This is a genomic window from Rummeliibacillus sp. POC4 (genome assembly GCF_003576525.1).
GTDB lineage: Bacteria > Bacillota > Bacilli > Bacillales_A > Planococcaceae > Rummeliibacillus.
Genome location: NZ_QWUA01000022.1, coordinates 20116 through 32834 on the forward strand (window position 1 = coordinate 20116; position 12719 = coordinate 32834).

The following is a 12719-nucleotide window of genomic DNA, read 5'->3' on the forward strand; positions in this document are numbered from 1 at the left end:
GTGGAAAACTATTGTGAACGTTTTTAATTTGATCAGCTCTGATAAACTAAGTTTGTTGATCTTATTCAAAACTCAATATTTTTTTACATATTTCTGTCGCTTTTCCACTTTCAATGACATACAAATACATTCTGGATTATACTAATTGTAGAATGAGTTGAAAATAGTATCCAATAATATACATAGAAACTTATTTCTTTCTATTACGTCTAAAAAATGAATAGATATTATGAATTATAATAATTATGGGTATTCTAGTTCCAAAGAGAATGTAGGAGGGTATTGAATGATTTTCAAAAAGATAGCATTGATTGGAGTATGTGCCTTAATGCTTACAGCTTGTGGAAACAACGACAATAGTGCTAAAGATAACAACTCTGGCTCTGCAAAAGATACTGATTATTCATCACAAAATAATTCCATCAATCATGGAATCACAGATACAAAACAAGATTCAACAACAAATAAAAGCGAAGAACAAACGAATTCTGATTCATCTAGTGCTGACAAAAATGATCAAGCAACAACGGATGCTACTACAACTGATGATGAAAAAGTTGGTTTCGAATTAAACTCGGATGGTAAAGTAGACGAAGCAAAATCAGTCCCAGCTGATGAAAAGAAAGCAATCTTAGCAGTTTTTGACGAATATATTAATTCTTTTAATGATAAGGACATCAATCGTTATGGAAAAACTTTATCAAAAAATCCAAAAGGCTTTAACTATGATGAAGAAATTGATTATACCAAACAAGCCTTTAAGGATTACGATGTTAAAAGAACAGCCAAAAATGTAACATTGAAAAAATATAAAGAAAATTATGCTGAAGTTTTTGCGAATATAAAAACAACAGTGAAGCAAGATGACCAAACATTTACTCAACCTTTAAACCAAGTTACAGTGATGGCGAAGGAAAATGGTAAATGGGGAATTTCAGCAGTGTACGTAATGGGCACAAAAGAATAAGTGACTACTCATGGAATGTAGAGGTTTCTCCTTTGCATTCCATTTTTGTAGCTATAATAGATATATTTATACAATGAAAATATGTTTTACATATTTGACTTATAGAACAAAATCAGTAACACTTATAATCTAGGGATATTTTTCATTTAACATTCATAGCGATATATTATAAAATGTAAAACTAGGTAGGAGAGTGGATGAAATGACAACAGCAATTGTAACAGATAGCACAGCCTATTTGTCCCAAGCTGAACAAGAAAAATATAATATTCACGTAGTACCGCTTAGTGTGATTTTTGATCAAGAAACATTTGCAGAAGGCGTTGATATAGACGTTGCTACTTTTTATGACAAAGTTCGAGAAGCAAAAGAACTTCCAAAGACTTCGCAACCACCGATAGGCGAATTTGTCTCTTTGTTTGAAAAGCTAGCAAATGACTATGACGAAGTAGTAACAATTCACTTATCTAGTGGCATTAGTGGTACATACCAAGGAGCAGTTCAAGCAGGAGAGTTGGTTGAAGGCCTCGATGTATACGGATTCGATAGTGAAATTGCTTGCGGCCCACAAGGTTTTTACGCTATTGAAGCAGCGAAAATGGCGCAACAAGGTGCTTCAGCTAAAGACATCATAGCAAAGTTAAAAGAGATGAAACAATCTATGCATGGATACTTTATGGTGGATGATCTATCACATTTGCAACGCGGAGGAAGACTTTCAGCCGCTTCTGCATTAATCGGAGGATTACTACAAGTTAAACCAATCCTGCATTTCAAAGACAAAGTGATTGTTCCTTTTGAAAAAATTCGTACACGCAAAAAAGCATTACGTCGAGTAGAAGATCTACTTGGCGAAGATGTTGCCGTTCATCCCGACATCGAAGCAGTCGTGATCCACGCCAATTGCGAAGCAGAAGGACAAGCATGGTTTGACACACTACAAGCAAAATACCCATCCGTCCATTTCAAACAAAGTTACTTTGGTCCGGTAATCGGCACCCACTTAGGTGAAGGCTCACTTGGACTTGGATGGTATAGAAAATAAAGTACACAAAAAGTCGAAATTGCATGACGCAATTTCGGCTTTTTGTTTTTAGAGGGGGGATTACAAGTCTAAATACTTTCATCTTTATAAAGCATTTTAGTACTAGAAGAGGTTGAAGCTGATGAGTTGTGCAAAAGGGAGCCTGAGTTGTGCAAAAGGAGTCATGGGATGTGCAAAAAGAGATGAGTTGTGCAAAAGGAAGCTTGAGTTGTGCAAAAGGAAGCCTGAGTTGTGCAAAAGGAGTCATGGGATGTGCAAAAAGAGATGAGTTGTGCAAAAGGAAGCTTGAGTTGTGCAAAAGGAAGCTTGAGTTGTGCAAAAGGAAGCCTGAGTTGTGCAAAAGGAGTCATGAGTTGTGCAAAAGGAGTTGTGAGTTGTGCAAAAAGGAGTCCCGAGTTGCGCTAAAGCTCCAGCGCCAAAATAAACAATTCCACAAATTATGGCAAACAATCTACAAATTCTACCCCCATCCATAATGTAAAAATAAATAACCCTCTCCCTCTTGAAATCCCCAAAAAATCCTTATAAAATATACCCAATCCAACCCCAGAATTGGAGGAAACTATTGCGTTTTAAACTCAATAAATCAAAAATAGCCCATAAACTATTCTCCCCAAACAATTTTATAAATGCTCAATTACGCGATTTTTTAATAGGCCGACTATGGCTTCGTGAGCATACGCCTTTTCAGCAAAAAACAATAGAACAACATATTCAAATGGGTCTTATACAGATAATCCCCGGTGTACAACCAATCTCAACGTCCAAAAAACTATTCTCAAAAAATAATTGGAGATGTAATCGATGCAGAAACGAAGATCCTGAGTTTTTCGCATCTTTTAATTGTGCTAAATGCGAACAAATCTGTGTCTACTGTCGGCATTGTATTAATATGGGAAGGGTAAGTAGTTGTACAGAGTTAATAAAATGGATAGGACCACCACGAAAAATTCAATTACCTTATGAACCAAAAGTGAATCTTTCGCATCTATTTCAATGGAATGGGACTTTCACACCTCAACAAAAAAGGGCTTCAGAAGAACTTGTTGATAGTGTTAAGAAGAACCAATCCCATTTGGTACATGCAGTTTGTGGAGCAGGTAAAACGGAGATTCTGTTTCCTGCTATTGCAGAATGCCTGATGCAAAACAAGCGTGTTTGTGTTGCAACACCGAGAACTGACGTAGTACTTGAATTGGCACCACGAATTCAAAAAGTATTTCCGAATACTTTTGTACAAGCACTTTACGGAGGAGCAACAGTTGAACATCGTTATTCTCCCCTAATAATTGCAACAACACATCAACTATACCGTTTTGAAGAGGCATTTGATGTGGTTATAGTCGATGAAGCTGATGCTTTCCCTTATACATTCGATGAAACATTACAGCAAGCGGTCCAAAAAGCAAAGAAACCCGATTCGCCTATTTTATTTGTTACAGCGACGCCTTCAGATGAACTTAAAGATAAGGTGAAAAAGTTGAAAGGTGGTTATTCCTTTATACCAAGAAGATATCATACGCATCCACTCCCAGTACCGCGCTTTGACACACTCTTTAACTATCAAAAGCAAATTGCGAAAGGGAAAATACCGAGGAAACTGCTAGAATGGACAACCACTAGATTGAAGAATGATGAACCTTTTCTCATATTTTTTCCAACGATTGAATTAATGGAAAAGGCCGTACCACTTTTTCAAAAATTACATCTGAAAATTGAAGCTGTACATGCAGAAGATTCTAATCGTAAAGAAAAGGTACTTGCATTGCGTAAGAAAAGCGTGCCGGGATTGCTTACAACAACCATTTTAGAAAGAGGGATTACCATTCCGAAGGTACAGGTTGCTGTTGTAGGAGCGGAAAGTGGTATTTTTACCTCGAGTGCCCTGATCCAGATTGGTGGGCGAGTTGGGAGGTCTGCAGATCATCCTACTGGTGATTTGGTCTTTTTCCATCATGGGATAACACTCGAAATGGATGATGCACGGAAAGAAATTATAAGGCTGAACAATATGGAGGTGTTATCGTAATGCACATTAACCCCCCTCCAAAAAGAACAACCCATTGCTACTTATGTGCTGCACCATTACATCACAAAATTACCTGGCGTAAACTATTAACACCTACAAGAGAACCTGCTATTTGCGAAAAATGCCACCAAAAATTTGAACCAGTTGCTCCCGAACAGCAAAAATACAAAGATGTCACTGCGTTATATCACTATAATGAGCCAATGAAAGATTTCCTACATCAATATAAGTTTCTAAAAGATGTCGTACTATCTGAAGTGTTCCGTGAAGAAATTCATCAACATCTAAAAGATGAACAAACTATTATAGTCCCAATACCAATGCATCCAGAAAAACAAAAAGAAAGAACGTTTGCGCATATTGATGAACTATTAAATGCAGCCGGTATTCCATTTACACATTTACTTGAAAAAATATCACCTATCACCCAATCGAGTAAAACAAAAACAGAAAGAGAACAATCAGATCAGCTATTCAGACTAAAAGTCCATGAAGCAATCAAACCTACACACTATATCCTTGTGGATGATATTGTCACAACTGGCACTACGCTACAGCATGCAAAATCATTATTAATAGAAGCAGGCGCAGAAAAAGTCACAGCACTTACACTAATTCAAGGATAAGCAAATGGCTTTTTATCAAACGAATCTAGCATCATTTACTCAAGTACCCAAAACTCTAATAATTTGTTATGATGTATTCGTAATCAATCTTCAGAATAAAATATTCAAAAACAATGTCGACAATATAAATAGATACAGTTAGATCTACAATAGGAGGAATAGTTATGGGGGAATTACGAGATTGTCCAAAATGTGGAGATTTCTTTAATTACACTGGAGTTAGAGAGATTTGTCCAAAATGTGCAATGTCAGAGGAAAAAATGTATGAAGAAGTGTATCGCTTTTTACGTAAAAGAGAAAATCGTGCTGCTACAGTTGATCGAATTGTAGAAGCTACTGGTGTAGAAAGAGAACTTTTATATAAATGGGTTAAGAAAAATCGGTTACAGCAAGCATTGTTTCCAAACTTAGGATATCCATGTGATAATTGTGGGCGTTTAACATCAAAAGGAAAGCTTTGTGATGATTGCGCAAGTGAATTGAAATCAGAATTAAATAAATTCGAAGCTGCGCGAGAATTCAGAAGAAGTGTTGAAGAAAATTCGAGGGCTACGTATTTGGCAGAGCGGAAAAAAAAGTAAAATTAAAAAGTAAGAGCTAACGAAAGGAAATTATTTTGTTGGCTCTTTTATATTAGAGTAAAATTATTCCACTTACAAAAATCTATGCTCCTTCATAAAAATATGTCTAACTTCACAAGTAAATCCTAATGCTTTATAATCACTCTTTAAATAATGGAGGAAAATAGCACTACAACTATTTTAAAATGATAGGTTGTCTTTCGCTATTTATGTAAAAGTACTTAATTTCAAGTAAACTCAACCGAAATAACATGTAGACAATGAAAATTGAGAGGGGGCTCTTAAAAATGAAAATCTATAATTACGGTGTGAATAAGGTAAACCCTTATCAAAATCAATCTGTAAAAACGGAGCAAGTTAAGAAAAGTACATTTAAAGTAACAGATCAATTAGAAATTTCTTCAGCTGCGAAGGATTTGCAAGGTATTAAAAGTTATGCTGATGAGCGAGCAGAACGCGTTCAACAACTAAAAGAGCAGATACAAACTGGTAATTATCAAGTAGATGCAAAACAACTTGCATCCGATATTCTGAAATATTATCGCAAATAAAAAGGAGCTTGAAAAATGGCCATTGACCCACTATTAACTATTTTGGATAAACTTGAAAAAATGCATAAGAGTCTTCTCAAACTGGCTTATCACAAAACCGAATTGATTAAAGTTGGGGATATGGAAGGACTCGATCAGATGCTGAAAAGTGAGCAAGCGCACGTAGCTGCCATTTCACAACTCGAGCAACAGCGCCAGAAAGTGGTAACGGAATACCTAGGAGCAAAGGGGATTGCTCTCTCTGGTCAAGCTACTGTTGCTGATGTAATGGAAGCAGCTGATACGCCACAAGAAAAAGATAAACTAGATGAAGTAAGAAAAAGGCTATTGCTGACGATCAAAACCTTAAAAAAACAAAACGATTTAAATCAGAAACTAATTTTTCAATCGCTCCAATTCGTGAACATGACATTGGACTTACTAAGACCACAACCTGAACAGATTAATTATTCTAAAACTGAGGTGCGTGGCAGTAACATGGCAAAAGTGCATTTCGATTCGCAAGCTTAACACCTCATTCTAGAGGTGTTTTTTTCTGAAATAAATATTGGACTGTTAATAATTGCCGATAGCTCCTTCAAAAAAGATAAATACATCCGATTAAAAGAATATATATAAACGAAATAAAACCGCTCTTAGTAGCTAAATATAGGAGGTAAAAGAATGAGCTCCACATTTATGGGATTAGAAACGAGCAAACGTGGTCTTACTACACAACAAACCGCATTGTATACAGTTGGCCACAATATCGCAAATGCAAATACGGACGGTTATTCTCGTCAACGTGTTAACATGGAAGCGACCATGGGGTTCCCTGGTGTTGGTATGAACGCACCTAAAGTACCTGGTTATCTTGGAACAGGTGTGCAAGCCGGCTCCATTACGCGTATTCGTGACCAATTCATCGATAATCAGTATCGTCAAGAAACAACAAAACTAGGCTACTGGTCATCAAAATCAGATGCTGTATCCCAAATGGAAGACGTCCTATCAGAACCTTCCGAATATGGTCTAAATAAAGCATTCGACAATTTCTATGCATCTTTACAAGATTTAAGTGCAAAACCAGATAGTGCAGCCACTCGTGCAGTAGTAGCACAACGAGGCGAACACTTAGCAGATTCGTTCAACTACATAAGCACACAGCTTACACAAATTCAAACCAATCTCAAAAATGAAATTAGTGCGGAGTCTGGCAAAGTAAACTCAATCATCAAACAAATAGCTGCATTAAACCAACAAATCGGTAACGTCGAACCCAATGGTTATTTACCCAATGATTTGTATGATGCACGTGATTCACTATTAGATCAACTTTCAGAATACTTCAATGTAACAGTAGACTACACTCCTTCAGGTGGTAATGCACTAGCTATTGCAGAAGGTTCTATGAATGTTTATCTTAAACTTGATGACGGTACAAAAATACAAGTAGTAAACAAAGATAAAGGTGCTACACTAACCGCAAATGGGTATAAACCAGTAGTGGATACTACAACTAATCAAGTGTCTTCTTATAAACATGATGTACTTGATCAATCAGATACGTTTACACCATTTACAGATTTTACAGTTACTATGGACGGCGCTAACTCTACCATTACGTATGATCAATTTGATAATGTCGGCTCTGGTAAAATGTCTTCTTTGATTAATTCTTATGGATATGCAACACAAACAACAGACACATGGGATGCCGGCTCTAAAGCTTGGAAAGACTCTGTAGATGCTACTGCAGGAGGTAAAGTGTTATCAGACGGCTTATATCCAGATAAAATGGAAGAGTTAAATGTATTAGCACAAAAATTTGCTGAGAAATTTAATGAATTACATAACGCCGGGTATACATTAGGTGCTACTTCAGCTCATGGTGCAGATTTCTTTGTTGATAGTGACGCAAATGGCGCTGCTGGTAATAACAAAATTACTGCAGCAAACATTAAAGTAAACTCAGACATCTTAAAAAATAACAACTTAATCGCTGCTTCAACAGGTCAAGGAGAAGAAGGTAATGGTAAACAAGCTATATTACTTTCAAACTTAAAAACAACAACCATTGCTGGTTTAAATAATGCATCAGCACAAACGTATTATGAAGGATTAATCGGTGATTTAGGTGTACAAGGTCAACAAGCAACAACAATGGAATACAACTCAACAACCATTCAGTTAACCATTAGTAACAATCGTGCATCCGTTAGCTCTGTATCATTGGATGAAGAAATGACGAATATGATCACATTCCAACAAGCATATAACGCTTCAGCTCGAATGATCACTGTAGTAGATGAAACGCTCGATAAAATCATCAACGGCATGGGCCGTGTAGGGTTATAGGAGGTAAATTTCAATGCGTGTAACACAATCAATGCTTTCTAATAATATGCTTCGCAATCTAAATACAAGTAATAGTAAAATGGGCAAATTACAAGAACAACTCTCATCAGGCTCAAAACTAACTCGTCCATCCGATGATCCAGTTGCTTCTGTTAAAGGTATGGGGTATCGAACAACCCTTGCAAAAAATGCTCAATATACTCGTAATATGAATGAAGTAAATAGCTGGTTAGATGCATCAGATGAATCACTCGGACAAGTAGGAAGTGCATTGCAACGTGTACAAGAACTTGTAACACAAGCAGCAAACAGTACAAACACAACAGATGATCGCGAAAAAATGAAAAAGGAAATTGAACAAATCCGCGAACAAATCAAAGATATTGCTAACTCTAAAATCGGTGACAACTATATTTTCAGTGGGACGAAGACAACAACGCCCCTTTATGATAAAAATGGATTTATCGGTGGAACAGTAGAAGGTATAACAACAATTGCTACTCCACCAGGTACAACAACTGGTGCAATTGCATTTCCTGTTACTAATTTAGATATCAATACCGGAAAAGCAACAGATGCTAATGGAAACGATGTACAGTTTGCTACTGGAATAGATGCAACGGGTAATAAAATACTATTGGCTAACGCTAATACTGGTGCAAGTCAATTTACATTAGATGACAATGGTTATCCAGTAATCCAATCTCAATCTGGTTTTAGCTCTAATGTTTCGATTGAACTTTATAGTGGTATTACATTAGATGTCAATTCAGAAGGTTACGAGTTATTCCAAAAAATTGACAACATGATGGCAAAAGTAGAAAGTAAACTCCAATCTGGTGACGATGCAAAAGAATTAGTTGGCGATTTACTAGGTGGTACAGGATCTACTAAAGATAAATCAGGTGCAACAATTCAAGGAGCAATTGACCTTGTTTTAGAAGCTCGTGCAACAGTCGGGGCAAAACAAAACCGAGCTGAAATGATGGCAGATCGTTTAAGCTCTCAAAAAATCAGTGTCACAAAACAAATGTCTGATAACGAAGATGTCGATTACGAAGAATCTATCACAAAACTAATCACTGAAGAATCCATCCACCGTGCAGCTCTTTCAGTAGGTGGTAAAATCATTCAACCAACATTAGTAGATTTCATCAATTAATGCTAGTTTGGAAGGCTCTCGTATTTATAATAGGGGAGCCTTTTTCATAAGGATGTGACAATTATGAAATTAGATCAAATTCAAATCCATACAACAGATGCGAAAGTGGACTTGCATATAAGTGACCCTGTTCAACATATCGAACAACCAAGAGCACAACAGCATATCGAACAACCAGCCGCAACACTTGAAATCCATTCAGAAGCTGCCAAGCTTTTTGTCGATTCCTCACAAGCTTATAGAGATTTAGGATTACTGACACCAAAAGAATCATCAGAGCAATATGCACAAAAAGGGAAACAAAAGGTGATGGAAGGCATCGCTCGCCGTGCAAGCGAAGGTGACCAGATGATGAACATATCCAAAAACTCTGGAAATGCTATTCAACAAATAGCTGCAAGTAAAGCAATTCCTTCCCCACCTCAAATGGCCATTACATGGAAGCCTTCTGTTGGAGCGGTTAAAATACATTATCAAGCAGGTAGTTTAGATATCAATATTCAACAACATAAGCCGAAGATTGATGTTCAATTAGGAAAGGTTGTTCATGACTATACGCCAGGTGATATTACTGGTGATTTAGTACAAAGACCTTCAGTAGAAACAACAGTGATCAAAGCGAAATAATAATGGTGTATGCTAATCAAGCGTACACTTCTTTTTTATGTCACATTTAAGAAAACGTATTGCTATTATTAATAATGAACATGATAAAATAATTTGAGCAAGTAATAACGAAAAGAGGGAAAACTATGAAAATAGCTACAAAATTTTTAGGACAAATAGAAGTGATGCAAGAACAATTATATTCTTTTGCGGAAGGCATCCCAGGCTTTCCAGAAGAAAAACAATTCGCACTCATCCCATTTGGTAAAAACACACCGTTTATGATTTTACAATCAACATCAAATATACAAATCGGTTTTGTCCTAGCATTCCCGTATACATTTAAAGGAGACTATGTTTTTGACTTATCTAAACAAGATGTAGAAGCACTAAATATTGAAAAACAAGAAGATATTATTACATACGCAATTGTTACCTTAAAAGACACATTGCCAAACTCAACGATCAATTTACTAGCTCCAATCATTATCAACACAAAAACACGACAAGGACGACAAATCGTACTAAATGACAACAACCAAGAATTATTGCATTATCCTTTAAAACCAGTTAAAGAAGGTGTGAAATAATGCTTGTTCTAACACGGAAAACTGGCGAGTCAATCATGATTGGCGATGAGATTGAACTGAAGATTATTTCTGTTGAAGGTGATCAAGTTAAGATAGGAATCGATGCACCTCGTTCAGTGAAAGTGTATCGTTCAGAAATCTATAAATCGATTCAAGAGGAGAATAAAGCTGCTTTGGATTCTTCTATTGATTTGTTAAAAGAGTGGGGAATAGATTAAGAAAGAGGCTATCTTAGGTGGATAGTCCTTTTTTATTGTTCAATTTTGATTTTGAAGTAGATTTATCTTTCTCTTATTAATGGGCAGTAAGATGTTTACATCAAGATTGAGAAAAATCAAATCGGTTGTTGGACAATTCCATGTATCTTATTGCCACACTAACCATAAAAGTAAAAACCATGTTATTTTTATGGATTTAATACCGATAAAATAGTATCAGGTCTAAAGGGCCTATTTGAATTTGATTTGAGTTATAAATCTACAAGGATGTAGTGAATCTTTAAGGAGGAAGAATTTTTGAGGATACAACATAATATAGCTGCTTTAAATACAAAGCGTCAGCTAGGGATTAATAATGATAAAGCATCAAAAAGCTTAGAAAAGTTATCATCAGGCTTTAAGATCAATCGTGCAGGTGATGATGCAGCAGGCCTTGCAATTTCTGAAAAAATGCGTGGCCAAATTTCGGGATTAAATATGGCAAGTAAAAATGCACAAGACGGTATTTCTCTTATTCAAACAGCAGAAGGAGCATTAAACGAAGTACACTCAATGTTACAACGTGGACGAGAATTAGCAGTACAAGCAGCGAATGATACAAATGTCGGTGAAGATCGTGATGCATTGCAAAAAGAAGTATCTCAAATTCTTCAAGAGATTAATGATACTGCGGACCGTACAGAATTTAATACGATGAAAGTGCTAAAAGGTGGCTCAACTTCTTCTTTCAGTATGTCAACACCAGATGCAGCAAGCTTAAGCCAACGTTTAGCGAATTCAATGTTAGGAAATGCAGAAGCAGCAGTAACAAATGCTTATGGATTAAATCCAGATAAAGTATCGATTGAAGTGAAATATGAATATCAAAGTCCGGGCGGGGCGGTTGCATGGGTAACTTCTCAAGTTAATCCAATTCCTAGCAAACCAATCTCCTTGACAATAGACGAAGCAGACTTCTTTACCGGATCATCTATGTGGATTGATAACGACCGTATTGTAACACATGAAATGACACATGCAGTAATGAGTGCAGCAATTGATGACTTCGGTAGTTTACCTGGATGGTTTAAAGAAGGCGCAGCAGAATATGTCGCCGGTGGTAATGAACGTGTAAGAGGTTCAAATGTTTCTGATATTATTACAAACCATTTTGGTAGTATTGCAGATAGTGACGGATATGCAGCAAGCTTTTTAGCAGTTAAATATTTAGACGATAAATTAAAGGACAATGGTAGTGATATTTCGCAGCTAATGCAAGATTTGGAGAACGGTCAAACATTAAATGACGCATTGCAAGCAAAATTAGGTCAAAATTTAACTACATTTGAAACTGATTTTAGAACTAATGGGGCTGCGCACTTTGTTGGTAATACTTTTGCGGGTACAGGTAGTATTTTAGATCCTACAGGAACCGTATCAGATGCAGATTTAATTGCAGATACAGCATCTACATCATCTTTATTTAGTTATACGTGGTCAGCTTCTACAAATTTTGTTGTATCGACAGGACCATCATCTGTAAGTTTCCAAATCGGTGCAAATGAAGGACAAACACTTCAAATGGAATTACCGAACCTTTCTACTAGTACACTTGGCATCAGCGGTGTATCAATTAATACTCAAAGTAAAGCTTCAACAGCTATTACTAAATTCGATAATGCTATTGAAAAAGTTTCAGCTACCCGCTCAACACTAGGTGCACTACAAAATCGCTTAGAACATACGATTGACAATTTAGGTAATGCAGCAGGAAATTTAACATCGGCCGAATCACGCATTCGAGATACAGATATGGCTGCTGAAATGATAAACTTTACGAAAAATAATATTTTAACTCAGGCAGCTCAATCAATGCTTGCACAAGCAAAACAACAACCACAGGGCGTTCTTCAATTACTCCAATAGCCAACTAAAAAATATTTAAATTTTTTAGAAATTGACTAAACAAAGTTGAGCTTCTTACGATATATGTAATGTAAGGCAATAGCCGAACAACTCCACAGGGAC

Annotated in this window: 14 protein-coding genes; all 14 read left to right on the top strand. The window is 36.4% G+C overall.

Annotated elements, in window-relative coordinates; all coding sequences use genetic code 11:
• Positions 1 to 286: 286 nt before the first annotated feature.
• The 14 genes from D1606_RS08635 (at position 287) to D1606_RS08695 (ending at position 12617) form a co-directional block, all read left to right on the top strand.
• Positions 287 to 967, top strand: a complete 681-nt coding sequence (locus D1606_RS08635) for a nuclear transport factor 2 family protein (RefSeq protein WP_119415610.1) — start codon at positions 287 to 289, stop codon at positions 965 to 967.
• Positions 968 to 1169: 202 nt separating this feature from the next.
• Positions 1170 to 2012: a DegV family protein gene (locus D1606_RS08640; RefSeq protein WP_119415611.1), complete on the top strand. Its 843-nt coding sequence runs from the start codon at positions 1170 to 1172 to the stop codon at positions 2010 to 2012.
• 231 nt (positions 2013 to 2243) lie between these two features.
• A complete protein-coding gene (locus tag D1606_RS18735) occupies positions 2244 to 2417 on the top strand; it encodes a hypothetical protein (protein WP_158582345.1) in 174 nt (57 codons plus the stop codon).
• A 187-nt stretch (positions 2418 to 2604) separates the two neighbouring features.
• Positions 2605 to 4041 (top strand): ATP-dependent helicase ComFA, encoded by a 1437-nt coding sequence (locus D1606_RS08645; protein WP_233548057.1) that lies wholly within the window; start codon positions 2605 to 2607, stop codon positions 4039 to 4041.
• Complete coding sequence (locus tag D1606_RS08650) at positions 4041 to 4667, top strand: ComF family protein (RefSeq protein ID WP_119415612.1); 627 nt, start codon at positions 4041 to 4043, stop codon at positions 4665 to 4667. The genes D1606_RS08645 and D1606_RS08650 overlap by 1 nt, the downstream gene beginning before the upstream one ends.
• Positions 4668 to 4831: 164 nt before the next feature.
• Entirely contained in the window at positions 4832 to 5248 is a 417-nt protein-coding gene (locus D1606_RS08655; protein WP_119415613.1) for a TIGR03826 family flagellar region protein, read from the top strand.
• Between the two features lie 287 nt (positions 5249 to 5535).
• Positions 5536 to 5799 carry a flagellar biosynthesis anti-sigma factor FlgM gene (flgM, locus tag D1606_RS08660; protein ID WP_119415614.1) on the top strand — a complete coding sequence of 88 codons (264 nt, stop codon included), beginning with the start codon at positions 5536 to 5538 and terminating at the stop codon, positions 5797 to 5799.
• Between the two features lie 15 nt (positions 5800 to 5814).
• Complete coding sequence (locus D1606_RS08665) at positions 5815 to 6309, top strand: flagellar protein FlgN (RefSeq protein WP_119415615.1); 495 nt, start codon at positions 5815 to 5817, stop codon at positions 6307 to 6309.
• Positions 6310 to 6462: 153 nt separating this feature from the next.
• Positions 6463 to 8136 carry a flagellar hook-associated protein FlgK gene (flgK, locus tag D1606_RS08670; protein ID WP_119415616.1) on the top strand — a complete coding sequence of 558 codons (1674 nt, stop codon included), beginning with the start codon at positions 6463 to 6465 and terminating at the stop codon, positions 8134 to 8136.
• Between the two features lie 13 nt (positions 8137 to 8149).
• Positions 8150 to 9298, top strand: a complete 1149-nt coding sequence (gene flgL / locus D1606_RS08675) for a flagellar hook-associated protein FlgL (protein ID WP_119415617.1) — start codon at positions 8150 to 8152, stop codon at positions 9296 to 9298.
• Positions 9299 to 9361: 63 nt separating this feature from the next.
• A complete protein-coding gene (locus D1606_RS08680; RefSeq protein WP_119415618.1) occupies positions 9362 to 9925 on the top strand; it encodes a DUF6470 family protein in 564 nt (187 codons plus the stop codon).
• A gap of 125 nt (positions 9926 to 10050) precedes the next feature.
• Positions 10051 to 10494, top strand: a complete 444-nt coding sequence (gene fliW, locus D1606_RS08685; RefSeq protein ID WP_119415619.1) for a flagellar assembly protein FliW — start codon at positions 10051 to 10053, stop codon at positions 10492 to 10494.
• Positions 10494 to 10712, top strand: coding sequence for a carbon storage regulator CsrA (csrA, locus tag D1606_RS08690; protein WP_119415620.1), 219 nt, complete (start codon positions 10494 to 10496; stop codon positions 10710 to 10712). The genes fliW and csrA overlap by 1 nt, the downstream gene beginning before the upstream one ends.
• Positions 10713 to 11009: 297 nt before the next feature.
• The gene (locus D1606_RS08695) at positions 11010 to 12617 is read left to right on the top strand and encodes a flagellinolysin (RefSeq protein ID WP_158582346.1); all 1608 of its coding nucleotides are present in this window, start codon (positions 11010 to 11012) and stop codon (positions 12615 to 12617) included.
• Positions 12618 to 12719 lie beyond the last annotated feature (102 nt).